23 protein-coding genes and 5 tRNA genes are annotated in these 24,449 nt (G+C 70.4%); 18 read left to right on the top strand and 10 right to left on the bottom strand.

What is annotated here, in order from left to right:
- Positions 1 to 7 precede the first annotated feature (7 nt).
- The 5 genes from M5362_RS13845 to M5362_RS13825 all read right to left on the bottom strand — a co-directional run bounded on the left by M5362_RS13845 (position 8) and on the right by M5362_RS13825 (position 8,790).
- A complete protein-coding gene (locus M5362_RS13845) occupies positions 8 to 3,232 on the bottom strand; it encodes a nitrate- and nitrite sensing domain-containing protein (RefSeq protein WP_260227793.1) in 3,225 nt (1,074 codons plus the stop codon).
- A gap of 340 nt (positions 3,233 to 3,572) precedes the next feature.
- Positions 3,573 to 4,166, bottom strand: a complete 594-nt coding sequence (locus tag M5362_RS13840) for an ATP/GTP-binding protein (RefSeq protein WP_260227792.1) — start codon at positions 4,164 to 4,166, stop codon at positions 3,573 to 3,575.
- Entirely contained in the window at positions 4,147 to 4,554 is a 408-nt protein-coding gene (locus M5362_RS13835) for a DUF742 domain-containing protein (RefSeq protein ID WP_260227791.1), read from the bottom strand. The genes M5362_RS13840 and M5362_RS13835 overlap by 20 nt, the downstream gene beginning before the upstream one ends.
- Before the next feature lie 132 nt (positions 4,555 to 4,686).
- Positions 4,687 to 5,100 (bottom strand): roadblock/LC7 domain-containing protein, encoded by a 414-nt coding sequence (locus M5362_RS13830; RefSeq protein WP_260228050.1) that lies wholly within the window; start codon positions 5,098 to 5,100, stop codon positions 4,687 to 4,689.
- 9 nt (positions 5,101 to 5,109) lie between these two features.
- Complete coding sequence (locus tag M5362_RS13825; protein ID WP_260227790.1) at positions 5,110 to 8,790, bottom strand: nitrate- and nitrite sensing domain-containing protein; 3,681 nt, start codon at positions 8,788 to 8,790, stop codon at positions 5,110 to 5,112.
- Between the two features lie 545 nt (positions 8,791 to 9,335).
- On the opposite strand from M5362_RS13825, the gene M5362_RS13820 reads away from it, so the two are divergent.
- From M5362_RS13820 to M5362_RS13780, 9 genes are all read left to right on the top strand, one after another.
- Positions 9,336 to 9,530: a hypothetical protein gene (locus tag M5362_RS13820; RefSeq protein ID WP_260227789.1), complete on the top strand. Its 195-nt coding sequence runs from the start codon at positions 9,336 to 9,338 to the stop codon at positions 9,528 to 9,530.
- Positions 9,531 to 9,609: 79 nt separating this feature from the next.
- Positions 9,610 to 10,395, top strand: coding sequence for a fumarylacetoacetate hydrolase family protein (locus M5362_RS13815; RefSeq protein WP_260227788.1), 786 nt, complete (start codon positions 9,610 to 9,612; stop codon positions 10,393 to 10,395).
- On the top strand, positions 10,388 to 11,860 hold the full coding sequence (gene gltX / locus M5362_RS13810; RefSeq protein ID WP_260227787.1) for a glutamate--tRNA ligase: 1,473 nt from the start codon (positions 10,388 to 10,390) through the stop codon (positions 11,858 to 11,860). Before M5362_RS13815 ends, gltX begins: the two co-directional genes overlap by 8 nt.
- Before the next feature lie 133 nt (positions 11,861 to 11,993).
- The gene (locus tag M5362_RS13805; RefSeq protein ID WP_260227786.1) at positions 11,994 to 12,716 is read left to right on the top strand and encodes an HAD family hydrolase; all 723 of its coding nucleotides are present in this window, start codon (positions 11,994 to 11,996) and stop codon (positions 12,714 to 12,716) included.
- A 94-nt stretch (positions 12,717 to 12,810) separates the two neighbouring features.
- A tRNA-Gln gene (locus tag M5362_RS13800) sits at positions 12,811 to 12,882 on the top strand.
- Positions 12,883 to 12,924: 42 nt separating this feature from the next.
- Positions 12,925 to 12,997, top strand: a tRNA-Glu gene (locus M5362_RS13795).
- A gap of 61 nt (positions 12,998 to 13,058) precedes the next feature.
- Positions 13,059 to 13,131: transfer RNA gene (locus M5362_RS13790), tRNA-Glu, on the top strand.
- A 29-nt stretch (positions 13,132 to 13,160) separates the two neighbouring features.
- Positions 13,161 to 13,232 (top strand) — tRNA-Gln (locus M5362_RS13785).
- Between the two features lie 43 nt (positions 13,233 to 13,275).
- Positions 13,276 to 13,348, top strand: a tRNA-Glu gene (locus M5362_RS13780).
- A 129-nt stretch (positions 13,349 to 13,477) separates the two neighbouring features.
- On the opposite strand, the gene ndgR is transcribed toward M5362_RS13780, so the two are convergent.
- The gene (gene ndgR, locus M5362_RS13775; RefSeq protein ID WP_005311436.1) at positions 13,478 to 14,194 is read right to left on the bottom strand and encodes an IclR family transcriptional regulator NdgR; all 717 of its coding nucleotides are present in this window, start codon (positions 14,192 to 14,194) and stop codon (positions 13,478 to 13,480) included.
- 140 nt (positions 14,195 to 14,334) lie between these two features.
- Between ndgR and leuC the strand changes: the two genes are divergently transcribed.
- The 4 genes from leuC (at position 14,335) to M5362_RS13755 (ending at position 17,497) form a co-directional block, all read left to right on the top strand.
- Positions 14,335 to 15,759 (top strand): 3-isopropylmalate dehydratase large subunit, encoded by a 1,425-nt coding sequence (gene leuC, locus M5362_RS13770; RefSeq protein WP_260227785.1) that lies wholly within the window; start codon positions 14,335 to 14,337, stop codon positions 15,757 to 15,759.
- 6 nt (positions 15,760 to 15,765) lie between these two features.
- Positions 15,766 to 16,359 (top strand): 3-isopropylmalate dehydratase small subunit, encoded by a 594-nt coding sequence (gene leuD, locus M5362_RS13765; RefSeq protein WP_260227784.1) that lies wholly within the window; start codon positions 15,766 to 15,768, stop codon positions 16,357 to 16,359.
- Between the two features lie 104 nt (positions 16,360 to 16,463).
- Positions 16,464 to 16,691, top strand: a complete 228-nt coding sequence (locus tag M5362_RS13760) for a hypothetical protein (protein ID WP_260227783.1) — start codon at positions 16,464 to 16,466, stop codon at positions 16,689 to 16,691.
- 143 nt (positions 16,692 to 16,834) lie between these two features.
- Positions 16,835 to 17,497, top strand: coding sequence for an HU family DNA-binding protein (locus tag M5362_RS13755; RefSeq protein ID WP_260227782.1), 663 nt, complete (start codon positions 16,835 to 16,837; stop codon positions 17,495 to 17,497).
- Between the two features lie 184 nt (positions 17,498 to 17,681).
- Here the strand turns inward: M5362_RS13755 and M5362_RS13750 are convergent, their stop codons facing one another.
- The gene (locus M5362_RS13750; protein ID WP_260227781.1) at positions 17,682 to 17,891 is read right to left on the bottom strand and encodes a hypothetical protein; all 210 of its coding nucleotides are present in this window, start codon (positions 17,889 to 17,891) and stop codon (positions 17,682 to 17,684) included.
- Between the two features lie 10 nt (positions 17,892 to 17,901).
- Positions 17,902 to 18,564 (bottom strand): 2-phospho-L-lactate guanylyltransferase, encoded by a 663-nt coding sequence (gene cofC, locus M5362_RS13745; RefSeq protein ID WP_260227780.1) that lies wholly within the window; start codon positions 18,562 to 18,564, stop codon positions 17,902 to 17,904.
- A gap of 161 nt (positions 18,565 to 18,725) precedes the next feature.
- Here cofC and M5362_RS13740 point away from each other — a divergent pair, with 161 nt between their 5' ends.
- The 3 genes from M5362_RS13740 (at position 18,726) to M5362_RS13730 (ending at position 21,706) form a co-directional block, all read left to right on the top strand.
- The gene (locus tag M5362_RS13740) at positions 18,726 to 19,478 is read left to right on the top strand and encodes a 1-acyl-sn-glycerol-3-phosphate acyltransferase (protein ID WP_260227779.1); all 753 of its coding nucleotides are present in this window, start codon (positions 18,726 to 18,728) and stop codon (positions 19,476 to 19,478) included.
- A complete protein-coding gene (locus M5362_RS13735; protein ID WP_374214460.1) occupies positions 19,475 to 20,476 on the top strand; it encodes an NAD(P)H-dependent glycerol-3-phosphate dehydrogenase in 1,002 nt (333 codons plus the stop codon). The genes M5362_RS13740 and M5362_RS13735 overlap by 4 nt, the downstream gene beginning before the upstream one ends.
- Before the next feature lie 90 nt (positions 20,477 to 20,566).
- Positions 20,567 to 21,706 (top strand): D-alanine--D-alanine ligase family protein, encoded by a 1,140-nt coding sequence (locus M5362_RS13730; RefSeq protein ID WP_260227778.1) that lies wholly within the window; start codon positions 20,567 to 20,569, stop codon positions 21,704 to 21,706.
- 24 nt (positions 21,707 to 21,730) lie between these two features.
- On the opposite strand, the gene M5362_RS13725 is transcribed toward M5362_RS13730, so the two are convergent.
- Positions 21,731 to 22,228: a DUF3515 domain-containing protein gene (locus tag M5362_RS13725; RefSeq protein ID WP_260227777.1), complete on the bottom strand. Its 498-nt coding sequence runs from the start codon at positions 22,226 to 22,228 to the stop codon at positions 21,731 to 21,733.
- A 20-nt stretch (positions 22,229 to 22,248) separates the two neighbouring features.
- Positions 22,249 to 22,482: an Lrp/AsnC family transcriptional regulator gene (locus M5362_RS13720; RefSeq protein ID WP_028802415.1), complete on the bottom strand. Its 234-nt coding sequence runs from the start codon at positions 22,480 to 22,482 to the stop codon at positions 22,249 to 22,251.
- A gap of 176 nt (positions 22,483 to 22,658) precedes the next feature.
- Here M5362_RS13720 and M5362_RS13715 point away from each other — a divergent pair, with 176 nt between their 5' ends.
- Together M5362_RS13715 and thiD are read left to right on the top strand one after the other, a co-directional pair.
- The gene (locus tag M5362_RS13715; RefSeq protein WP_260227776.1) at positions 22,659 to 23,621 is read left to right on the top strand and encodes a thiamine-phosphate kinase; all 963 of its coding nucleotides are present in this window, start codon (positions 22,659 to 22,661) and stop codon (positions 23,619 to 23,621) included.
- The gene (thiD, locus tag M5362_RS13710) at positions 23,618 to 24,421 is read left to right on the top strand and encodes a bifunctional hydroxymethylpyrimidine kinase/phosphomethylpyrimidine kinase (RefSeq protein ID WP_260227775.1); all 804 of its coding nucleotides are present in this window, start codon (positions 23,618 to 23,620) and stop codon (positions 24,419 to 24,421) included. The genes M5362_RS13715 and thiD overlap by 4 nt, the downstream gene beginning before the upstream one ends.
- The last annotated feature ends 28 nt before the right edge of the window (positions 24,422 to 24,449 follow it).

Raw genomic sequence — 24,449 nt, 5'->3', positions numbered from 1 at the left:
GCTCACACTAACGCTCCTGGTTGTAGGTACTGCCCGGGCCGAGGCCCGATCCGTTCGTGTCCGTTCCCGCGCTGCGTCCCTGCTGGACACCGCGGCGCAGGTTGCTCAACCTGCCCCGGACGTCCTCAGGCGCGCGGGAGACCTGGGGGCCGCCCTGCGGCGTCTGCTCCGCCGTTCCCTCGACCAGATTGGCCTTGGGGACCCGCTTCGGAAGACCGGACGAGGTGACCCCGCCCGCCTTCGGGTCGCGGAGCTTCTCGGCCCGCTGCCAGCGCTCGTCGTTCGTCGAGCGCCAGTCCTCGGAACCGTCGGCTTCGTTCTGCCGCGCCGGCGCGGACGCCTGGCGCTGGGCCGGCTGCTGGGCCGTCCGCGTCGGCAGGGGCTGCTGCGCGGGCTGCGAGGCCTGCGGAGCGCTGCTGCCACGACGCGGCAGACCGGCATCGGTCAGCGCGTGGCCGGCGTCCGGGGTGGGGTTCGCAGGCGAACCCGGACGGTCGAAGCCTACGCGGTCGGGAGCCGCTTCGGGAGCGCCGGGGGCAGATTCCGATTCCGCTCCGTACGGCTGCTCGTAGCCGCCCTGGTACGTGCCCTGGTTCTGCCACTCGCCCTGCTGGGCCTGGGGCTCGTAGCCATTGCCGTACGACGCCTGACCGTTGTCCTGGCCCTGGTAGGCCGGTTCCGCATAGGGCTGCTCGGCGTAGCCGTCGGTGGCCTGCGCATAGCCGTCGTAGCTCTGCTCGGGGTACGCGTAGCCCTCGTGCCCGCCGGCCTGCTGCTGCTGGCCGTAGTCGGCGTACTCCTGCCCGTACTGCTCCTGCGCGTACTCCTGCTCGCGCTCGTGCTGGGCGTACCCCTGCTGGGAGGGGTCGACCTCGTCACGGAAGAGCGGACGCTCGCCGCCCTGCGTCTGCGACTCCAGGGCCGCCCGGCGCTCCTCGCGCATCAGCGAACGGTTCACCGGGTCGAGCTGGCGGTCGTCCGCGGGCTGCTCGTAGCGGGAGTCGTCGAAGCCGAGCTCCGCCGCGGTCCGCATCTGCGGCTGCACCGGCTCGAAGGCGTGCTGCTGCTGTTGCGGGATGATCTGCGAGACCGTGAAGTCGTTCTCGGGCAGCTGCTCGCCACCACCACCGTGGGTGATCGCGTCGGGCAGCATGACCAGCGAGGTCGTACCGGCCTGCTCGCCCGAGGGGCGCAGCTGGACACGGACGCCGTGCCGGTCGGCCAGCCGGCCGACCACGAACAGGCCCATGCGCTGCGAGACGGCGGCGTCCACCGTCGGCGGGTTGGCCAGCTTGTGGTTGATGTCCGCGAAGTCCTCGGCGGTCAGGCCGATGCCCTTGTCGTGGATCTCGACCATCACGCGGCCGTCGGGCAGTCGGGTCGCGGTGACGCGGACCTTGGTCTGCGGGGAGGAGAACGTGGTGGCGTTCTCCAGGAGCTCGGCGAGCAGGTGCACGAGGTCGGTCACGGCCTGGCCGTGGATCTCGGCCTCGGGGACACCGGCCAGCTCGATGCGCTCGTACTGCTCCACCTCGGAGGAGGCGGCGCGCATCACGTCGACCAGCGGCACCGGCTGGTCCCAGCGGCGGCCCGGCTCCTCGCCGGCGAGGACGAGGAGGTTCTCGCCGTTACGCCGCATACGGGTGGCCAGGTGGTCCAGCTTGAAGAGGTTCTCCAGCTGGTCCGGGTCGGCCTCGTTGTTCTCCAGGTCGGTGATGAGGGTCAGCTGGCCCTCGATGAGCGACTGGTTGCGGCGCGAGAGGTTGGTGAAGATCGCGTTGACGTTGCCCCGCAGCATGGCCTGCTCGGCGGCGAGCCGGACGGCCTCGCGGTGGACCTGGTCGAAGGCGCGGGCGACCTCGCCGATCTCGTCCTGGGAGTCGATCGGGATCGGCTGGACACGGGTGTCCACCCGGCCCGGCTCGGTCCGGGAGAGCTGGTCGACGAGCATCGGCAGGCGCTGCTCGGCGATGGCGAAGGCGGCGGTGCGCAGCTCGCGCATCGAGCGGCTCATCTGGCGGGCCATCATCCCGGCGAGGATGAAGGCGGCCAGGAGCGCGATCACGACGATGCCACCGGTGACGAAGGCGTCGGTCTTGGCGTCGGAGGAGATCGCGGCCGCCTCGGTCACGGCCTTGTCGACGAGCTCCTTCTCGACCTCGGTGTAGCCGTCGAACTTGCCGGTGGCGACGGCCATCCAGGTCTCGGGCGTGATGCCCTTCTTCTGGAGGTCCTTGATCGCGTCGGCGTCCTTGGCGGAACCGATCTCCTTGGCCACCCCGGTGAAGACGGAGCCGTCGGCGCCCTTGGGCAGCGTGATCCCGGCCGCCTCCATCTTCTTGGCGCCCTCGACGGCCTTGCCGGACATGACTTCCTTGAGCCGGTCCACGTCGGCCTGGGTACCACCGGAGTTGTACTCGCCGAGGGCGATCTGCTCCAGGTAGTTGTACGAGTTGAACGCCACCGACTGCTGGGCGAAGACATCGCCCTTCTGGCTGGGGCGGACCAGGAGCTGGGTGCCGATCGAGCGCTGGAGCGACTCGGCGCCCTTGGCGAGCTGGACGGCGTAGAGCGTGCGGCCGTAGGCGGTGACGTTGCCGGTGCCGAGCCCGAGCTCGTTGGAGAACTCCATCAGGTAGTGCTGGACGCCGGTGTACCCGAGCTGGGTGTTCACGGGGTCCAGGGCCCGCGTGTACGCGGCCTGGCGGAGCTTCTCGAGCTTGGGTATCTCGTCCTGGAACAGCCGCAGGCGGCGCTCGAGGCCCTCGCCCTCCGGCATGTCCTTGACGGCCTCGTCGAACTTGACCTTGGCGGCGTCGGTGGCGGCGTACGCCTGGGCCACCTCGTCGCTCTTGCGGTCCTCGGCGGACTTGGCGGTCAGCAGGGGAGCCGCGGTCAGGTCACGCTCGTTGAGCAGGGCCTGGCTGTACTCCGAGGCGGCGCGCACGATGAGCGCCGTCTTCTCGGCGTTCTGCGCCTCCTGCCAGGTGTTGATCGCCCCGTTCACCTGGAAGCCGCCCATGACGAGGCCGACCAGCACGGGTACGAGCAGGATCGCGTTCAGCCTGGTCGGTACCCGCCAGTTGCGCGGGGACAGCTTGCTGGAGCTCCCCTTGCCGCTGACGGCCTGGGGCGTCGCGGGCACCTCCGCGGGCGGCGCCACCATGCGCGCCGGCGGCGTGAAGTTGCCTCGCGCCTGCTGCTCCGCGGAGCTTTCCTTGCTTCGCCTCACTCGACCAACAACCTCTCGGCGTCGGCACCTACGTTGTGCCGGTGTTTCGTTCAGGGCCGTACTACTCGGGAGTTCATGAATTGCAGCACGTGAAGGGGGTCCCCTCCAAACAGCCCTGAGCTTCGGTTTTCGTCGCTCCGGGCCCCAGATAAAACGGGCATAAAGAACGAGCCCCGCCAAATGACGGGGCTCATGTGAGCGCAGTGGTACCGATCGGATGCGTCGGGTGTCCGTGGCGCCGCAATTCTCTTTCGAAACGTTATGAACACGGGGGCGGACCGTGGCATAGGACACAGGCCGCCTCCACAAAAGGCGTACGACAACTTCCGTACGCGTTCTCCTACTTGAGTCGTGCCATCAGCGCATGCTCCACGAGCGTGATCAACGCGCTCTTGGCGTCCGCGCGGTGGCGGGCGTCGGTGGTGATGATCGGGGTGCCGGGACCGATCTGGAGGGCCTCGCGGACCTCCTCCGGCGTGTAGGGCTGATGCCCCTCGAACCCGTTCAGGGCGATGACGAACGGCAGGCCGCTGTTCTCGAAGTAGTCGACCGCGGGGAAGCAGTCGGCGAGACGGCGGGTGTCCACGAGCACGACGGCGCCGATGGCGCCGCGGACCAGGTCGTCCCACATGAACCAGAAGCGGTCCTGACCGGGCGTACCGAAGAGGTACAGGATCAGGTCCTGGTCCAGGGTGATACGGCCGAAGTCCATCGCCACCGTCGTGGTGGTCTTGTCCCCGGTGTGCGTGAGGTCGTCGATCCCGGCCGAGGCCGAGGTCATGACGGCCTCGGTACGCAGCGGGTTGATCTCCGAGACGGCGCCGACGAACGTGGTCTTGCCCACGCCGAAGCCACCCGCCACCACGATCTTCGCGCTGGTGGTCGAGCGGGCCGCCTGAGGGGCGGAGCCGCCGCTAGATCTTCCGAAGTCCACTGAGCACCCTTTCGAGCAGTGTCACGTCCGGCGTGCCGCCGGCCTCTCCGTTGCCCGGCTGGTGGATCGCCACCATGCCCGCCTCCGCCAGGTCGGCGACGAGGATCCGGGCCACACCGAGCGGCATCGACAGCAGCGCCGAGACCTCTGCCACCGACTTGACCTCACGGCAGAGGTGGCAGATCCGCTGGTGCTCCGGGAGCAGGGTGGCGAGGTGCGCCGGGTCGGCCGTGGTGCTGACCAGGGCCTCTATGGCGAGTTGGTACCGCGGCCGGGTCCGGCCGCCGGTCATCGCGTAGGGCCGGACCAGCGGCTGGTCGCCCTCATGTCCGTACGACTCGTCGAGCGAGCCGCCGTACGGATCGTGAGAGGCGGGGGGCGGGGTCATGAATCCTCCGGGCGTGACGACACGTGGTCATGCCGTCTGATGGGGCCGGTGGGGGGCCGGGTGGGGCGGCCGGACGGTTTCTTGATGCCCAGGGCGGTACGGAGGGGCGTACCGCCCTGTATCGGTACGGGTCTAGTGCAGCAGGCTCCCCTGGAGCTCTGCACGGAGGTCCGGGGTCAGGACACTGCCGGCCCGGTCGACCAGCAGCGTCATCTCGTAGCCCACGAGGCCGATGTCGCACTCCGGGTGCGCCAGCACGGCCAGGGAGGATCCGTCGGAGACGGACATCAGGAAGAGGAAGCCGCGCTCCATCTCCACGACCGTCTGGGCGACGGAGCCGCCCTCGAAGATCCGGGACGCCCCCGCGGTCAGCGAGGTCAGTCCGGACGCGACCGCCGCCAGCTGGTCGGCGCGGTCACGGGGAAATCCTTCCGACATGGCAAGGAGCAGACCGTCGGCGGAGACCACCACCGTGTGGGACACCCCTGGGGTGTTGTCCACGAAGTTGGTGATCAACCAGTTCAGATTCTGCGCCGCCTGGCTCATCGCGCTCAACTATCGCTCCTGCTGGTGGGTGGGGCCGACGTGGAAACTGCCCGTTGTGGAGTTGCCCGCCTGGCGGCCCTGCTGGATGCCGCGGCGCAGATTGGTGAGCCGGCCGCGGACGTCATCGGGTGCACGCGAGACCTGAGGGCCGGCCGTGTGGGCCTGCTCCTGCGCGGTCCCGGGTACGAGGTTGGCGCGCGGCACACGCTTCGGCAGCCCGGAGGTGGTGATGCCGCCGGCCGCCGGCTTGCGGACCCGCTCGGCCTGGCGCACCAGCTCGTCGTTGGGCGAGGTCCGCCAGGAGGCGGGACCGCCCTGCTGCTGACCGGCGTTGCCGCCGTCGCCGCCGGCCGGGGCGGCGGGGCGCCGCTGGGCCGGGGGAGTGGGCTGTGCCGCCGGAGCCTGCGGCGTCTGCCGGGCGTCGGGGCGCTGCTGACCCTGGTCGCCGCCCTGCTCCTGCTGCTGACCGCCCTGGCTCTGGTGGAACCAGTTGGTCTCCAGCGTGTCGTACAGCGGGGTACGCGCGTCGGCGGAGCTGCCGGCCGGAGGCAGGGCCTCGGGCTGGCGCGGCTGCTGAAGCTGGGGCTGCTGGGGCTGCTGGGGCAGGTTCCCGGCCGGGCGGGGCGCACCGTAGTCGTTGCCGCCGCGCTGGCGCGGGGCCGGAGCCTGCGGCGCCTGCTGCTGGTAGCCCTGCGGAGCCTGCTGCTGGGGCGCCTGCTGCTGTCCGAAGTCCGGGCGCGGGAACTGCGAAGTGGACGCCGCGTCCTGCGGTCCGGGCTGGTACGCCTGCGGGGCCTGCTGCTGCCGGCCGAGGTCCGGGCGCGGGAACTGGCCCGTGGAGCCCGGTCCCTGAGGCGAAGCCGGACGGGCGTACTGGCCCGTGTTCTCCGGGTCCTCGTGGCCGCGCGGGGCGTCCAGCGGCGACATGTCCTGCTGCGGGCGGCGGACCGGCTGCGCCTGGTCGTTGCCCCAGCTGGTGGACTGCGCGCGCTGCGTCTGCTGGGGGTTGCCGCCGGGCAGCTCGGCACGCGGGAACCCGCCCTGGCCGGGACGGCCGCCCTGCGCGGCCTGGTTGCCCTGGCCCTGCTGCGGCTGCCGGCTTTGGGCCTGGCCCTGATTGTTCTGGCCCTGGCCCTGGTTGCCCTGCTGGCCCTGGCCGCCCCAGACGTCCGTACGGGACGGGATCGCGCTCTGCGCGCCGCCGCCGAAGCCGCCCGGGCGCTGCGCGTCGGGGGAGACCTGCGGCATCTGCGCGGTCGGCTGCCCCTGGGACTGCGGCTGCTGCGGTGCCTGGCCCTGCGGACCGTTCTGGCGCGGGGCGCCGTCCCGGCCGGGGAGCGCCGCACGCGGACCGCTGCCCGCGCCGACCTGACCGCGGGGGGCACCCGCACCGGCACCCAGGAGCCCGGCGGACGACGACGGCGCCCCGCCGAGGCCCGGACGGCCACCGGCCGCGGGAGCACCGGGGCCGCCGGTCAGACGGCCACCGGGAGCGGACGGACCCTGCGGCATCGCGCCCTGGCCACCGGCGCCCGGCTTGGGCGCCGGCTTCTTGCCGCCCTGGGCGACGTCGACCGGGAGCATGACGAGCGCGGTGGTGCCGCCGGAGTCCGACGGGCGCAGCTGGATACGGATGCCGTGTCGCAGGGACAGGCGGCCGACCACGAACAGACCCATGCGGCGGGAGACGGAGACGTCCACGGTCGGCGGCGAGGCGAGCCGCTCGTTGATCGCGGCGAGGTCCTCGGGGGAGAGGCCGATGCCGGTGTCGTGGATCTCGACGAGCACCCGTCCGTCGGGGAGCGCGTGGCCGGTGACGCGGACCTTCGTCTGCGGCGAGGAGAACGACGTGGCGTTCTCCAGCAGCTCGGCGAGGAGGTGCACGAGGTCGTTGACGACGCGGCCGGCGACCTCGGTCGCCGGGACGGCGGCCAGTTCGATGCGCTCGTACTGCTCCACCTCGGAGGCGGCGGCACGGAGCACGTCGACCAGCGGGACCGGACGGGTCCACCGGCGGCCCGGCTCCTCGCCGGCGAGGACGAGGAGGTTCTCACCGTTACGCCGCATTCGGGTGGCGAGGTGGTCGAGCTTGAAGAGGGAGGAGAGCTGGTCCGGGTCGGCCTCGCGGGACTCCAGCTCGGAGATGAGCGAGAGCTGACGCTGGATGAGGCCCTGGGAGCGGCGCGAGAGGTTGGTGAACATCGCGTTGACGTTGCCCCGCAGAAGGGCCTGCTCGGCGGCGAGGCGGACCGCCTCGCGGTGCACGTCGTCGAAGGCCGCGGCCACCTGGCCGATCTCGTCCCGGGAGTGCACACCGACGGACTCGACGGAGGTGTCGACGTCCTGCGGGTCGGACTCGGAGAGCTGCTTGACGAGCTCGGGCAGACGGTCCTGGGCGACCTTGGTGGCGGTGTCCTGGAGCCGGCGCAGCGACCGGATCATGGACCGGGCCACGACGAAGGCGCCGACGAGGGAGACACCGAGGACGAGCAGGATCAGCGCACCGTTGATGATCGCTTCGCGCTGCGACTCGGCCCGCAGCTCACGGGCCTTGGTCTCCATCTTGTCGAGCAGGTCGGCCTCGATGACGGCCATGGCCTGCATCTTGGTGCCGTACTCGTCGGTGAAGTTCAGGTGACCACGCGGGACGCGGTCGGTCATGCCGGAGTCGATGCTCAGCACCCGGTCCGCGTACTTGTCCGCGGCGTCGATGGACGGGTTGCCGCTGGTCAGCGTGCTGGTCAGCGCGTCGGCGTCGCCGCCCGCCGACTCGAAGATGGTCTGGAACTGCTTGAGCTGGACCTTCTCGCCCTGCTGGGCCGCGTAGCCGTAGAGACGGTCGCCCGGCTCCAGCTTGCCGCGCCGGTTGTCGCTCGAAGGGAGCGCGGCGGCGATGATCGCCTGCTGGACGGAGGCGTACTCCTTGGCGGAGGAGAAGGCCGCCAGCGCCCGGGTCCGCTTGATCATCTCGGGGTTGCTGGTCGCCTGCGCCATGTCCTGGGAGAGGCTGAGCAGCGAGCGGATGAGGCGGCTGTACGCCTCGACGGTCACCGAGTGCGCGACGCCGTCCTTGTACGCCTCCTGGCGGATGCCGCCGATCTGGACGACCTGGGACGCGATCTGGCTTACGTTCTGGCGGATGCTCTGCAGCGCCTCGTCGCCCTCGGTGGCCGGGATCTCCGCGGTGGCGTCCATGAACGCCTTCTGGGCCCGGTCCGTGTTCTTGCGCGGGTTGGCGACCTGGTAGTCACCGGCCGACTTGCCGTTGGCGAGCGGACCGGCGGACAGGTCGCGCTCGGCCTGGAGGGCCTTGGCGAGGTCGGTCGCCTCTTCGGTCAGCTTGGTGAGCAGCTGCATGTGGTCGAGCTGCTCGATGTCCTGGAGCGACTCGCTGATGCGGATGCCGCCGAGGCTGGTGGCCGCGACCACGGGGAGGGTCAGCAGGGCGACCAGACGCGTCGAGATGCGCCAGTTGCGCAGGGCTATTCGAGGTCCGACCTCGTTCTCGCCCTTGGGCTTCTTGCCGGCCGGGGCGCTGGAATCGGCGGCGGCGGCCGTGCCGCTGTCACCGCCTGCCGGCCCCTGACCAGGGTTCTGGGCGTGCTGGGCCGAGGAACCGCGATCGGTTCCGGCGCGAGGCTCCTGCTCTGCGGCAGCGTTGCTGCCATCCCTCTTGAATCGTCCCTGCACTAGCGTCGCAACCTCTGGACCAGGCGTCCTTCCGCGTGAACGGAGTGGACGGTGTCGGCGTCTCGGGACGCGAATGCGCCCCAGTGGTGGTCGTCGATGACCGGCGCAGTTCCCCCTTCCCCGCCGCTCACCCGGCGCTGCGTTGCGCCCCCTGCGCACCGGCTTGAAACCCGCGGCGGTGCGTGGAATTCCAGCACAGTGCCGGACCTCCAACAAGGGCCGCGTGTCGGGCGCCGGACTGCATGACAACCCGTGCACATCATGTCACCCCATGTAGAAGATGATCATGGATGAATCGGACTTATTGCCCCCAAAGGTTCATGGAGTCCGAGTGTCCCAGTCGCCATGATCAGGAGCGGAATGAAGCATTCAGTGGTGGAATGTCCGCTTGGTCTCCCCCTGTGGACGGACCGTAATGTCGGGATTGTCTGTCGATTGGTGAGCAAACTCACACCTAGATCGTTGTCTTCCCCATGCATTCGAAGGGAATGACACGTTTAGCCTGACGCTTTACAAATACCCCCGCTCTGTAGAGGCCCTCCGCGATGACGACGAAGACGACGATGCTGCTCCGCTCCACGGCGAACCCGCGCCGGACGACGCTCGCCCACCTCGAGGACGCCGAGCTGCTCGGCCGGGGCGCGCAGCCGGAGCACGCGCTCGAACTCCCCACCCAGACGGCCAACCCCCGCCGCACGGTTCTCATGACCGCCCCCGTGGCGGCGCTGCCCGCACAGTAATACGGCGGCGGGCGCCCCTTGCCGCGTTAGCCTGGAGCGTCAGACTCCAGCCAGTACCAAGTGAGGGGCGACAGCACTCGTGCGCATCGCCAGATTCTCCATCGACGGCAATGTCGCCTTCGGCGCCGTCGAGGGCGAGGGAACCGTCGAGTCCGGCGGCCTTGTCCTCGACATCATCAAGGGCATCCCGTACACCGACTTCGAGCTGAGCGGCACCAAGGTCCCGCTCAGCAAGGTACGGCTCCTGCCGCCCGTGCTCCCCAACAAGGTCGTGGCCATCGGCCGCAACTACGCGGAGCACGCCGCCGAACTCGGCAACGAGGTCCCGGAGGTCCCCGTCGCCTTCTTCAAGCCGACCACCTCCGTGATCGGCCCCGGCGACGCCATCGAGTACCCCTCCTTCTCGAACGAACTGCACCACGAGGCCGAACTGGCCGTGGTCATCGGCCGCATGTGCCGCGAGGTTCCGCGCGAGCGGGTCAAGGACGTCGTCTTCGGCTACACCTGCGCCAACGACGTGACCGCCCGTGACGCCCAGCAGCGCGAGAAGCAGTGGGCCCGGGCCAAGGGCTTCGACACCAGCTGCCCGCTGGGCCCCTGGGTGGAGACGGACCTCGACCCGAGCGACCTCACCATCCAGGCCACGGTCAACGGCGAACAGCGCCAGCTCGGTCGTACGAGCGACATGATCCGCTCCATCGAGGACCTGGTCGTCCATATCACCGAGGCCATGACGCTGCTCCCGGGCGATGTCATCCTCACCGGCACTCCGGCCGGGGTCGGCCCCCTCAACGTCGGCGACGAGGTCGCCGTCACCATCGAAGGCATCGGCACTCTCACCAACAAGGTGATCAAGCGTGGCTAACGCGATCCGCGTACGTTTCTGTCCCTCCCCGACCGGCAACCCCCACGTGGGATTGGTCCGCACCGCCCTCTTCAACTGGGCCTTCGCCCGGCACAACCAGGGCACCATGGTCTTCCGTATCGAGGACACCGACGCGGCGCGCGACTCCGAGGAGTCGTACAACCAGCTGCTCGACTCGATGCGCTGGCTGGGTCTCGACTGGGACGAGGGCCCCGAGATCGGTGGCCCCCACGAGCCGTACCGTCAGTCGCAGCGGATGGACATCTACCGGGACGTCGCGGAGAAGCTGCTCGCCGGCGGGTACGCCTACCACTGCTTCTGCACCGCCGTGGAGCTGGAGGCCCGCCGTGACGCGGCCCGTCTGGCCGGCAAGCCCTCGGGCTACGACGGCACCTGCCGCAACCTGAGCGACGAGCGCATCGAGCGCTACCGCGCCGAGGGCCGCGAGTCGATCGTCCGCTTCAAGATGCCGGACGAGCCGATCACCTTCACCGACCTGGTCCGCGGCGAGCTCACCTTCACGCCGGACAACGTCCCGGACTACGGCATCGTGCGCGCCAACGGCGCCCCGCTGTACACCCTGGTCAACCCGGTCGACGACGCGCTGATGGAGATCACCCACGTCCTGCGCGGCGAGGACCTGCTCTCCTCCACCCCGCGCCAGATCGCGCTCTACAAGGCGCTGATCGAGCTGGGCGTCGCCAAGGAGATCCCCGCCTTCGGCCACCTGCCGTACGTGATGGGCGAGGGCAACAAGAAGCTCTCCAAGCGCGACCCGCAGGCTTCCCTCAACCTCTACCGGGAGCGCGGCTTCCTGCGCGAGGGCCTCCTGAACTACCTCTCCCTGCTGGGCTGGTCGTTCTCGGCGGACGAGGACATCTTCACCATCGAGCAGATGGTGGAGAAGTTCGACATCGCGGACGTCAACGCCAACCCGGCGCGCTTCGACCTGAAGAAGGCCGAGTCGATCAACGCCGACCACATCCGCATGCTGGACGTGAAGGCCTTCGCCGCGGCCTGCGAGCCCTGGCTCGCGGCCCCGCACGCCAACTGGGCGCCCGAGGACTTCGACGCGTCGGCCTGGGAGCGGATCGCCCCGTACGCCCAGACCCGCGTCACGGTCCTCTCCGACATCACGGCCAACGTGGACTTCCTCTTCCTGCCCGAGCCGGTCTTCGACCAGCCCTCGTGGGACAAGGCCATGAAGGGTGAGCCCGCGGCCCTCCTGACCACCGCCCGCGCAAAGCTGGAGTCGGCCGACTGGAGCGACCCCGAGTCCCTCAAGAGCGCCGTCCTGGCCGCAGGCGAGGAGCACGGCCTGAAGCTCGGCAAGGCCCAGGCACCGGTCCGCGTCGCGGTCACCGGCCGCACGATCGGCCTGCCGCTCTTCGAGTCCCTGGAGATCCTGGGCAAGGAGAAGGCCCTGACCCGGATCGACGCGGCCCTGGCGAAGCTGGCCGCGTAGGGGTCCGAGACGGACGAGAAGGGGCGCCGGCCGCAGGGCCGGCGCCCCTTCGGTATGCCGGGCGGCCTCGGCGGCCTGTGGCTGATCTCCCGGACGGCCCGTCCCGCGAACCTCGCTGGAGTACGTTCGGACCATGGCCATCCGCGCGGTCCTGTGGGACATCGACGACACGATCTTCGACTACGCCCGCGCCGATCTGGCTGGCATGCGCGGCCATCTCACGGCCGAGGGCCTGGTGGACGGATTCGGCTCCGTCGACCAGGCCCTGCGCCGTTGGCAGGAGCTCACCGTCGTCCACTGGCGGCGCTTCGAGGCAGGCGGGGTGGACTTCCAGGAGCAGCGGCGCGAGCGGGTCCGGGACTTCCTCGCGGCGCCCGCCCTGACCGCCCCCGAGGCCGACGCCTGGTTCGAGCGGTACATCACGCACTACGAAGCGGCCTGGGAGCTCTTCCCCGACACCGTCCCCGTGCTCGACCTCCTGGCGGGTGACTACCGTCACGCCGTCCTGTCGAACTCCTCGATCCACAACCAGGACCGCAAGCTGCGCGTGCTGGGGGTCCGGGACCGCTTCGAGGCCGTCGTGTGCGCCGCGGAACTCGGATTCGCCAAGCCCGCCGCCGAGGCCTTCCACGCCGCCTGCGCGGCCCTCGCCCTGGTCCCGGAGGAGGTGGCGTACGTCGGAGACCAGCCGGACATCGACGCCCGCGGGGCGGTCGAGGCGGGGCTCGTCGGCATCTGGCTGGACCGGGCCGGCACCGGCGGAAGGCCGGAACTCACGCGGATCACCGACCTCCACCAGCTGCCCGCACTGCTGCGCGGCGATACCCGTTTTGGAGCGCCGGACACCTTCGGGTAATGTTCTTCCTGCGCCGAGGGGAGCAAGCCGAAAGGCAGAAACCCTCCGGAGCACCACCCGAACAAGGTCCCCTTCGCGGGGGATCGCGTTTTGATGGCCTATGGTGTAATTGGCAGCACGACGGTTTCTGGTTCCGTTAGTCTAGGTTCGAGTCCTGGTAGGCCAGCTCGCAGAGCTTATCTGCACGTACGCGGATCTCATCCGCAAAGCCCCCGTTGTGTAGCGGCCTAGCACGCTGCCCTCTCAAGGCAGTAGCGCCGGTTCGAATCCGGTCGGGGGTACAGATCCTTCCCGCGGGATCACCTGGGTCGCACCCGGTGAACCCGATGCAGGATCGCTAGGGCCCCCGTTGTGTAGCGGCCTAGCACGCCGCCCTCTCAAGGCGGTAGCGCCGGTTCGAATCCGGTCGGGGGTACTGGTCTGAACCTTTGGTCTAGACCACAATGGCCTATGGTGTAATTGGCAACACTACGGTTTCTGGTACCGTCATTCTAGGTTCGAGTCCTGGTAGGCCAGCTCGCAGAGCTCATCTGCACCGTACGCGGATCTCATCCGCAAGGCCCCCGTTGTGTAGCGGCCTAGCACGCCGCCCTCTCAAGGCGGTAGCGCCGGTTCGAATCCGGTCGGGGGTACAGACGAGGAAGCCCTTCCCTTCGGGGGAGGGCTTCTTCGCCGTTCTGGTCCCTGTGCGGACAACTCCGGCCCACCGCTGCGGCGTTGAAGCGGTGGGCCGGTGTTCGGCAGGAGGGACGTGAAGCGCGTCAGCCGTTGCGGCGGAGCGCCTCGGAGAGACGGGCGGCCGCGTCGATGACCGCCTGGGCGTGCATGCGGCCCGGGTGGCGCGTCAGGCGCTCGATCGGCCCGGAGACCGACACGGCGGCCACCACGCGGTTCGAGGGGCCGCGCACGGGCGCCGAGACGGACGCGACGCCCGGCTCGCGCTCGCCGATCGACTGCGCCCAGCCGCGGCGCCGTACGCCCGAGAGCGCCGTCGCCGTGAAGCGGGCGCCCTGGAGGCCGCGGTGGAGCCGCTCGGGCTCCTCCCAGGCCATCAGGATCTGCGCCGAGGAGCCGGCCTTCATCGTCAGCGTGGAACCGACCGGGACCGTGTCCCGCAGGCCGGACAGCCGCTCGGCCGCCGCCACGCAGATGCGCATGTCGCCCTGCCGGCGGTAGAGCTGCGCGCTCTCGCCGGTGACGTCGCGCAGATGCGTCAGTACCGGGCCCGCCGTGGCGAGCAGGCGGTCCTCACCGGCCGCGGCGGCGAGCTCCGCCAGGCGCGGTCCGAGAATGAACCGGCCCTGCATGTCGCGCGCCACCATCCGGTGGTGTTCCAGTGCCACGGCGAGGCGATGTGCCGTGGGTCGTGCGAGTCCCGTCGCCGCGACCAGACCTGCGAGGGTGGCCGGACCGGACTCCAGGGCGCTCAGGACAAGGGCTGCCTTGTCGAGAACGCCCACGCCGCTAGAGTTGTCCATGCAACGATATTCACGTCTCACTCTGTGAAACGCAAGTTCAATTTTCCAGGGATCTTGCGACCCTGGTGAGGCGGCCGCACAACGGCTCGCGAAACGGGTCTCTAGTTGCGCCGACGCAGACGTCGGCCGGAGGGAAAGCGATGGGTAGGACACTCGCGGAGAAGGTCTGGGACGACCACGTCGTCCGGCGCGCCGAGGGCGAGCCCGACCTCCTCTTCATCGATCTGCACCTGCTGCACGAGGTGACCAGCCCCCAGGCGTTCGACGGCCTGCGCCAGAACGCCCGGCCGGTGCGGCGCCTCGACCTCACCATCGCCACCGAGGACCACAACACCCCGACCCTCGACATCGACAAGCCCATCGCCGACCCGGTCTCGCGCGCCCAGTTGGAGACGCTGCGCAAGAACTGCGCCGAGTTCGGCGTACGGCTGCACCCGCTGGGCGACGTCGAGCAGGGCGTCGTCCACGTCGTCGGCCCGCAGCTGGGCCTGACCCAGCCCGGCACCACCGTGGTCTGCGGCGACTCGCACACCTCCACGCACGGAGCCTTCGGCGCGCTGGCGTTCGGCATCGGCACCAGCCAGGTCGAGCACGTCCTGGCGACCCAGACGCTGCCCCTGGCCCGCCCCAAGACGATGGCGATCACCGTCGACGGCGAGCTGCCCGAGGACGTCACCGCCAAGGACCTGATCCTGGCGATCATCGCCAAGATCGGCACCGGCGGCGGCCAGGGCTACATCCTGGAGTACCGCGGCTCCTCCATCGAGAAGCTCTCGATGGAGGCCCGGATGACCATCTGCAACATGTCGATCGAGGCCGGCGCCCGCGCGGGCATGATCGCCCCCGACGAGACCACCTTCGCCTATCTGGAGGGCCGCGCCCACGCCCCCGAGGGCGAGGACTGGGACGCCGCCGTCGCCTACTGGAAGACCCTGAAGTCGGACGAGGACGCGGTCTTCGACGCCGAGGTCGTCATCGACGCCGCCTCCCTGGCGCCGTTCGTCACCTGGGGCACCAACCCCGGCCAGGGTGCGCCGCTTTCGGCGAACGTCCCCGACCCGGCTTCGTACGAAGACGCTTCGGAGCGCCTGGCCGCCGAAAAGGCCCTGGAGTACATGGGGTTGACCGCGGGACAGGCGCTGCGCGACATCAAGGTCGACACCGTCTTCGTAGGCTCCTGCACCAACGGCCGTATCGAGGACCTGCGCAACGCCGCCGCCCTGCTGGAAGGCCGCAAGGTCGCCGACGGCGTCCGGATGCTGGTCGTCCCCGGCTCGGTGCGTGTCGCCCTGCAGGCCGTCGAGGAGGGTCTGGACAAGGTCTTCAAGGAGTCCGGCGCCGAATGGCGGCACGCGGGCTGCTCGATGTGCCTGGGCATGAACCCCGACCAACTGGCGCCCGGTGAGCGCTCCGCGTCCACCTCCAACCGCAACTTCGAGGGCCGGCAGGGCAAGGGCGGCCGCACCCACCTGGTCTCGCCCCAGGTCGCCGCCGCCACCGCCGTACTGGGCCACCTGGCCTCCCCGGCCGATCTGTCCGACGTCGCTACGCCCGCGGGGGTCTGAGGAACCATGGAAGCTTTCACCACGCACACCGGCCGGGCCGTCCCGCTGCGCCGCAGCAACGTCGACACCGACCAGATCATCCCCGCGCACTGGCTGAAGAAGGTCACCCGCGACGGCTTCGAGGACGGGCTCTTCGAGGCCTGGCGCAAGGACTCCGAGTTCGTGCTCAACCGCCCCGAGCGGCAGGGCGCCTCCGTCCTGGTGGCCGGCCCCGACTTCGGCACCGGCTCCTCCCGTGAGCACGCCGTCTGGGCGCTGCAGAACTACGGCTTCAAGACCGTCATCTCCTCCCGGTTCGCCGACATCTTCCGCGGCAACTCGCTGAAGAACGGCCTGCTGACCGTCGTCCTCGACCAGTCGACCGTGGACGCCCTCTGGGAGCTGACCGAGGCCGACCCGACGGCCGAAATCACCGTTGACTTGGAGCGCCGCAAGGTGCTGGCGCCCGGGATCGACGCCGACTTCGAGCTCGACGAGAACGCCCGCTGGCGTCTGCTGAACGGTCTGGACGACATCAGCCTCACCCTTCAGAACGAAGCCGACATCGCGGCCTACGAGGCGGCCAGGCCGGCCTTCAAACCCCGTACAATTACTGTCTGAGCAGCGCTTTTCCACGACTGCGCCCCCCACCGTCCGGTGGGGGGCGCAGTCGCTTGTTGAGACCCCGTCGGGCGACAACTCGCCCTAGATGGCACAATCGGTGCATGGAACGCGACAGCCAACTCGAGCTCTATGAGGCAGTCGCCGCCCGATTGAAGGAAGCGCACACAAGAGTGCGCGAACTGCAAGTCCCGGAGGGCGTAAGGATGGCGCTGTCCCGGAAGCTGCTGGTCGTCACGGCAGCGGCGAAGCACGATCTCGCGGACGCGGCAACGCGTCTCGACCGGTTGATGAAGGACCTCGACGAGGGCCGATTCCCTGAAGACGACTGACACCAGGAACTCCGCAACGGGACTTCCGCGTTGCGGCACTAGGGTGATTAGCCCGTTTCGTGTTTGATTTGCGGTATATACATGCCTAACGTGCGAAAAAGCTTGAACACTTTCGTTCTGGCAATGTCTCCGAAGGGGAAGACGTGAACAAGGCGCAGCTCGTAGAAGCGATTGCCGACAAGCTCGGCGGGCGTCAGCAGGCCGCTGACGCCGTCGACGCGGTCCTGGACGCCGTCGTGCGTGCCGTGGTCGGCGGGGACCGTGTCTCGGTCACCGGCTTCGGTTCGTTCGAGAAGGTCGACCGCCCGGCTCGGTACGCCCGCAACCCGCAGACGGGTGAGCGCGTGCGGGTCAAGAAGACCTCGGTGCCGCGCTTCCGTGCCGGTCAGGGCTTCAAGGATCTGGTCAGCGGCTCGAAGAAGCTCCCCAAGGGCGGCGAGGTCGCCGTCAAGAAGGCGCCCAAGGGCAGCCTCACGGGCGGCGCTTCCGCGACCGTGAAGAAGGCCGCGGCCAAGAAGGCCACCACCGCCAAGAAGGCGGCGGCCAAGAAGGCCACCCCTGCCAAGAAGACCGCGGTGAAGAAGACCACCGCCGCGAAGAAGGCCACGGTCAAGAAGACCACCGCCGCGGCCAAGAAGACCACGGCGGCGGCCAAGAAGGCCTCCCCGGCCAAGAAGACCACGGCCACGGCCAAGAAGACCGTCGCCAAGAAGACCGCGCCGGCGAAGAAGGCCACGGCGAAGAAGGCGCCCGCCAAGAAGACGACGGCGCGCAAGACCACCGCCAAGAAGACCGCCGCGAAGTAGTAGAAGTAAGCGGCACAAGGTCGAAGAGCCACTCACGCGCCGGGCCGGGCTCCCCTCGGGGAGCCCGGCCCGCGGCGCGTCCACACCCTGTTCGGCCCAGCGGGGCCCGCGCAATCGTCCGCCGGGCCCCTCGAACCGCTCGTCAGGGCCGGGGAATCGCCGGCCCGTGACCGGCCGGAACCGTTCAGAGGGTCTGCAGCGTCACCAGCGTGATCCGCAGCCCCGCGCCGTCGGCGCGGGGCTCCGTCTCGATCCGCACCCGCTGCCCCGGACGCAGTAGCCGCAGCCCGCCCGCGTCGAAGGCCTCGGCCCCGAACTCCACCGGGGTGCCGTCGTCGAGCAGCACACTGCCGCTGCGGGTCTCGGAGTCGTACGTGTACGCGGTCGCCTGCATGGGCCGCAGCCTATCCGGCCGCGCGATCACCGGCCGTACGGTCCCAGTGGGCGGCCGTCCGCCGTCCGATCCCCAACGCCAGCGCCGCCGCCAGATCCTCGCCGGTGTCCACGTCCCGGCGTACGGAATCCACCCCGGCCAGCCGGATTTCCACCGCACCCGACGACAAATGCCTGAGCCGCGAAGCGCCCCCGAAAGCAGGTGCCAATTCCACTCCGGACCGCGCCGAGAGGAATGTCGTACCTATTTCGGCGGCATCCGCGAGAAATGTCCGGGGGAATTCTCCGGCCGCTTCGAGGACCCTGGCCAGTTCGCCCGGCCGGAGCGCCGGCAGGTCCGCGTTGAGCGCCGCCACGCGCGCGTGGGGCCGGGCTCCGCGTACCGTCCGCGCCCCGTGCGCCAGCGCCGCGTTGAGCCCGGCGGCCGGGGAGTCCGGCACGATCCGCGCGCCGAGCGCCGCCAGGGCCGCGGCCGCCACCGGATCGTCCGTGACGACCGCCACATCCCGTACACGCCCGCATCGGAGCGCCGCTGCCACCGTGTCCTGCGCGAACGCCAGCGCGAGCCGCGGACGCAGGCCGGGCCCGGCGGCCGCGGCGAGCCTGCTCTTCGCCCGCGCAAGGGGCTTCAGGGGTACGACCAGGGACCAGCCGTCGTCCGGATCGATGTTCATCGCGGCCCATTGTGGCCCGGGACCCGGCTCCGCGTCCGACGGGCCACAGGGCCCGGCGCCCGGCGGCGGCGCGAGCCCGGGGCGTACGGTGTTCTCGACAGACCAGGAGCATGGGGCGACACTTGGCCCTCTGCACGCCAGTCCCAGAGGAAGGTGCACGAGTGTCCCGCCGCAGAATCGGCTTCTGGTACCGCCTGGCGGCGGTCATCGCCAAACCCCCACTGGTGGTTCTGTTCAAGAGGGACTGGCGCGGAACGGAACACATTCCGGCCGACGGCGGATTCATCACCGCCGTCAATCACAACTCGTATCTGGACCCGCTGTCGTACGCGCATTTCCAGTACAACACCGGACGCGTCCCGCGCTTTCTCGCCAAGGCCGCTCTCTTCAAGGGCTCGTTCGTCGGCACCATGCTGCGCGGCACCGGCCAGATCCCCGTCTACCGCGAGACGACCAACGCCCTGGACGCCTTCCGGGCCGCCGTCGACGCCATCGAGCGCGGCGAGTGCGTCGCCTTCTATCCCGAGGGCACCCTCACCCGCGACCCCGACATGTGGCCCATGGCCGGCAAGACCGGCGCCGCCCGCGTCGCGCTGCTCACCAAGGCCCCGGTCATCCCGGTCGCCCAGTGGGGCGCCAACCTCGCGATGCCGCCGTACGCCAAGGAGAACAAGCTCAGCCTGTTCCCCCGCAAGAGGCTGATCGTGCAGGCCGGCCCGCCCGTCGACCTCTCGCGCTTCTACGGCCAGGAGCCCACGCCCGAGGTGCTGCGTGAGGCGACCGAGGTCATCATGGCCGCGATCACCGCGCTCCTGGAGGACGTCCGCGGCGAGCAGGCGCCTGCCGAGCCGTACGACCACCGCAGGGCCCGGCTGGAACAGCGGCGCAAGGCCGCCGGGGAGGGTACGAAGTGACCAAGGCAGCCGTCTTCGGAACCGGGTCCTGGGGCACCGCCTTCGGCATGGTGCTCGCCGACGCGGGGTGCGAGGTGACCCTCTGGGGCCGCCGCGCCGAACTCGCCGAGGCCATCAACACCACCCGTACCAACCCCGACTACCTTCCCGGGGTCGAACTCCCCGCGAGCGTCCGCGCCACCACGGACCCCGCCGAGGCCGCCCACGACGCCGACTTCACCGTCCTCGTCGTGCCCTCGCAGACGCTCCGCGCCAACCTTGCCGAGTGGGCCCCCAAGCTGGCCCCCGACACCGTCCTCGTCTCCCTGATGAAGGGCGTCGAACTCGGCACCGCCAAGCGCATGAGCGAGGTCATCACCGAGGTCGCCGACGTGCCCGCGGAGCGCGTCGCCGTCCTCACCGGCCCCAACCTGGCCAAGGAGATCGCCGCCCGGCAGCCCGCGGCCGCCGTCGTCGCCTGCGCCGACGAATCGGTCGCCCAGCGGCTCCAGACCGCCTGCATGACCCCGTACTTCCGCCCGTACACCAACACCGACGTCGTCGGCTGCGAGCTCGGCGGCGCGGTCAAGAACGTCATCGGGCTCGCCGTCGGCATCGCCGACGGCATGGGGCTCGGCGACAACTCCAAGGCCACGCTCATCACCCGCGGCCTCGCCGAGACCACCCGGCTCGGCCTCGCCATGGGCGCCGACCCGCTCACCTTCTCCGGCCTCGCCGGCCTCGGCGACCTGGTCGCCACCTGCTGCTCGCCGCTCTCCCGGAACCACACCTTCGGCACCAACCTGGGCCGCGGGATGACCCTGGAGGAGACCATCGCGGCGACCAAGCAGACCGCGGAGGGCGTCAAGTCCTGCGAGTCCGTGCTCGATCTGGGCCGCCGTCACGGGGTCGACATGCCGATCACCGAGACGGTCGTGTCGATCGTCCACGAGGGCAAGCCGCCGATCGTCGCCCTCAAGGAACTGATGTCGCGCAGCGCCAAGTCCGAGCGCCGCTGACGCCCTCCGGGGGACACGTACTACGCCGGACGCGCGCGGCGGGCCGGGGCTCTTAAGCGGATCGAACACGCAAGGTACGCTCAACGCGTTATGAGCGAGAACACCCAGAGCCCCCGCAAGCCGCGCGTGGCCGTCGTCTTCGGCGGACGCAGCTCCGAGCACGCCATCTCCGTCGTCACGGCCGGCGCCGTCCTGCGCGCCATCGACCGGACCAAGTACGACGTGCTGCCCATCGGCATCACGACGGACGGGCGCTGGGCGCTGACCGCCGACGCCCCCGAGCGGATGGCGATCGCCGAGCGCTCCCTGCCGAACGTCGCCGACCTCGCCGAGTCCGAGCAGGGCGGCGTCGTCCTCTCCGTCGACCCGGCCAACCGCGAGGTCGTGTACACCGAGCCCGGCTCCGTGCCCAAGGCCCTCGGCGAGGTCGACGTCGTCTTCCCGATGCTGCACGGCCCGTACGGCGAGGACGGCACCCTCCAGGGCCTCCTCGAACTCTCCGGCGTCCCCTACGTCGGCGCGGGCGTCCTCGCCTCCGCCGTCGGCCAGGACAAGGAGTACATGAAGCGGGTGTTCACCTCCTTCGGGCTGCCCGTCGGCCCGTACGAGGTCATCCGGCCGCGCGAGTGGGAGCAGAGCCCCGCGGCCGCCCGCAAGAAGATCGTCGAGTTCGCCGCCGAGCACGGCTGGCCGCTCTTCGTGAAGCCCGCCCGCGGCGGCTCCTCGATGGGCATCACCAAGGTCGACGACCTCTCCGGCCTCGACGAGGCCATCGAGGAGGCCCGGCGCCACGACCCCAAGATCCTCGTCGAGTCGCTGCTCCGCGGCCGTGAGATCGAGTGCGGCGTCCTGGAGTTCGAGGACGGCCCGCGCGCCAGCGTGCCGGCCGAGATCCCGCCCGTCACCGACCACGACTTCTACGACTTCGAGGCCAAGTACATCGACTCGGCGTCCGGGCTCGTCCCCGCGCCGATCGGCGACGAGGCCACCGCCGAGGTCCAGCGGCTCGCCGTCGCCGCGTACGAGGCCGTCTCCTGCGAGGGCCTGGTCCGCGCCGACTTCTTCCTCACCGAGGACGGCGAGTTCGTGATCAACGAGATCAACACCATGCCGGGCTTCACCCCGATCTCCATGTACCCGCGCATGTGGCAGGAGAGCGGCGTCAGCTACCCCGAGCTGGTCGACCGGCTGATCCAGGCCGCGCTGACCCGCTCCACGGGCCTGCGCTAGCGGGGGTCGCCCCGAGTCGTCCCCTCAGTCGCACTCGGGCTCCAGCGCGCACGGCACGGCCTTCTCCACGGGGGCGGCGAGATCGACGAGCGGACCGGCGTCTTGGGCGTACCGCTCGTCGAGGCTCACCTCGACGTAGGTCTCCCGGTACACCGAGGTGAACCGGGGTCCGTCGCCCTCCCGCTGTTCCAGCATCCAGCGCACGCCGTCCGCCGAGATGCCCTGCGACTGCGGATCGGTCATCTTTTCGGGCCGGGGGACCCCGCAGCGCAGTACGATCGCCCCATCCCCCCACCCGGCGGTCAGATCGGAACCCGGCTCAGGATCGTTCCGTTCCAGGCCCGCCACGGTGTCGGGAAGCTCCTTCGCCAGAGCCTGGCAGAGGGCGGCTTCCGCGGCCGGCGGGCTGGGAACCGGGACCGACGCCTTCTCGTCCGTGGAGGAGCAGCCCGCGCCGGTCAGCAGCAGCGACACGGCCGCGACGGCGGCGGGCAGGCCGAAAGGCCGGTGGGAAGACTTCACCGGCCAAGGGTAGACGGGGGCTACAGATGCACGACCGGGCAGGTGAGGGTCCGCGTGATGCCGTCCACTTGCTGGACCTTGGCGACCACCATGCGGCCCAGTTCGTCGACCGTGTCGGCCTGGGCGCGGACGATCACGTCGTACGGGCCCGTCACGTCTTCCGCCTGGATCACTCCCGGAATCTTGGAGATGGTCTCGGCGACGGTCGACGCCTTGCCCACCTCGGTCTGGATGAGGATGTACGCCTGTACCACGGAACCTCCAGGGCGGCCACGAGGATCTTGTGGGAGAAAGGGACGCCACGGTACCGCGTCGCCGCGGGCCACGGGGAGACCTGCGTGTTCCGAGGCGCCCACAGTGTGGCGTAGGCAAGACAGCAGTTGACGGTTTCTCATTGACGTTACCGCACGACAACACGAGGTGAGACGCGGTGAAGGGCACAGTAGGAGAGTTGGGGGAGTTCGGGCTCATCAGAGAGCTGACCTCCCGGCTCACCTCCACCCCGGCGGTGCGGATCGGACCCGGCGACGACGCCGCGGTCGTCTCCGCACCCGACCGGCGCGTGGTGGCCAGTACGGACATCCTGCTCGAAGGACGTCACTTCCGCCGCGACTGGTCGACGGCGTACGACGTCGGCCGCAAGGCCGCCGCGCAGAACCTCGCCGACATCGCCGCGATGGGCGCCGTCCCCACCGCGCTCCTCCTCGGTCTGGTCGTCCCGGCCGAACTGCCGGTCACCTGGCCCGCCGAGCTCATGGACGGCCTGCGGGACGAGTGCCAGGTCGCGGGCGCGGCCGTCGTCGGCGGTGACGTCGTCCGCGGCGACACCATCACCGTCGCCATCACCGCCCTCGGCGATCTGCGCAACCACGACCCCGTGACCCGGGGCGGGGCCCAGCCCGGCGACGTCGTCGCCTACACGGGCTGGCTCGGCTGGTCCGCGGCCGGTTACGCGGTGCTCTCCCGCGGCTTCCGGTCCCCGCGGGCCTTCGTCGAGGCCCACCGGCGGCCCGAGCCGCCGTACCACGCGGGCCCGGCTGCCGCCGGACTCGGCGCCACCGCCATGTGCGACGTCAGCGACGGACTCATCGCCGACCTCGGTCACATCGCCGAGGCCAGCAAGGTCCGCATCGACCTGCGCTCGGGGCTCATCGACATCCCCACCCAGATGAACGACATCGGCCAGGCCGTCGGCGTCGACCCGCTGCAGTGGGTGCTCACCGGGGGAGAGGACCACGCCATCGTGGCCACCTTCCCGCCGGACGTGAAGCTGCCGGCCCGCTGGAAGGTCATCGGCGAGGTCCTCAACCCGTCCGCGCTGCCGCAGGTGACTGTGGACGGGGCGCCCTGGCACACCAAGGGCGGCTGGGACCACTTCGGAGGCCACGAGTGACGCCGCCGCCGCTCGTCCTCACGGTCGCCGGATCCGACTCCGGCGGCGGGGCGGGCATCCAGGCCGACCTGAAGACGATGCTCGCCCTCGGCGTCCACGGCATGAGCGTGATCACGGCCGTCACCGCGCAGAACTCGCGGGGCGTCCACGGGGCGTGGGAGCTGCCCGAGGAGGCCGTACGGGCCCAGTACCGCGCCGTCGTCGACGACATCGGCGTCCAGGCCGTCAAGACCGGCATGCTGGCCTCCGCCGCGCTGGTGGAGACGGTCGCGGAGCTCCTCGCGGGGACGGACGCGCCCGTCGTCGTGGACCCGGTCGGCGTCTCCAAGCACGGCGACCCGCTGCTCGCGGCCTCGGCGCTGGACTCCGTACGGACGAAGCTGCTGCCGGTCGCCACGGTCGCCACGCCCAACCTGGACGAGGTGACGCAGCTCACGGGCGTTCGGGTCGGCTCGGAGGCGGATCTCCGGGAGGCCGCCGCGGCGATCCTGTCGTACGGGCCGCGCTGGGCGCTCATCAAGGGCGGTCATCTCGACGGGGACGCCGTGGACCTGCTGACCGACGGCGACGAGGAGCACTGGCTGCGCGCGCCGCGCCACGACAACCGGCACACGCACGGCACGGGCTGCACGCTCGCCTCGGCGGTCGCCTCGGGTCTCGCGAAGGGGCTGGGCGTGCCGGAGGCGGTACGGGAGGCGAAGGCGTACGTGACCGGGGCGATCGCCGCAGGGTTCGCGCTCGGCACGGGAATCGGCCCGGTGGACCACGGCTGGCGGACCCGCGCCGACGACAGGGCCTAGCGGGGCCGGGTACCGGCTCCGGTCCTGG

It is taken from the genome of Streptomyces sp. Je 1-79 (genome assembly GCF_025195125.1).
Lineage (GTDB): Bacteria > Actinomycetota > Actinomycetes > Streptomycetales > Streptomycetaceae > Streptomyces.
This window is presented reverse-complemented; position numbering and strand designations above follow the sequence as displayed.

Coding starts and splice junctions, on each gene's coding strand:
- M5362_RS13820 (WP_260227789.1), top strand. CDS start 9,336: ATGACGACGAAGACGACGATGCTGCTCCGCTCCACGGCGAACCCGCGC.
- leuC (WP_260227785.1), top strand. CDS start 14,335: ATGGGTAGGACACTCGCGGAGAAGGTCTGGGACGACCACGTCGTCCGG.
- M5362_RS13830 (WP_260228050.1), bottom strand. CDS start 5,100: ATGAGCCAGGCGGCGCAGAATCTGAACTGGTTGATCACCAACTTCGTG.
- M5362_RS13760 (WP_260227783.1), top strand. CDS start 16,464: ATGGAACGCGACAGCCAACTCGAGCTCTATGAGGCAGTCGCCGCCCGA.
- M5362_RS13805 (WP_260227786.1), top strand. CDS start 11,994: ATGGCCATCCGCGCGGTCCTGTGGGACATCGACGACACGATCTTCGAC.
- M5362_RS13750 (WP_260227781.1), bottom strand. CDS start 17,891: ATGCAGGCGACCGCGTACACGTACGACTCCGAGACCCGCAGCGGCAGT.
- ndgR (WP_005311436.1), bottom strand. CDS start 14,194: ATGGACAACTCTAGCGGCGTGGGCGTTCTCGACAAGGCAGCCCTTGTC.
- M5362_RS13835 (WP_260227791.1), bottom strand. CDS start 4,554: ATGACCCCGCCCCCCGCCTCTCACGATCCGTACGGCGGCTCGCTCGAC.
- cofC (WP_260227780.1), bottom strand. CDS start 18,564: ATGAACATCGATCCGGACGACGGCTGGTCCCTGGTCGTACCCCTGAAG.
- M5362_RS13730 (WP_260227778.1), top strand. CDS start 20,567: ATGAGCGAGAACACCCAGAGCCCCCGCAAGCCGCGCGTGGCCGTCGTC.
- leuD (WP_260227784.1), top strand. CDS start 15,766: ATGGAAGCTTTCACCACGCACACCGGCCGGGCCGTCCCGCTGCGCCGC.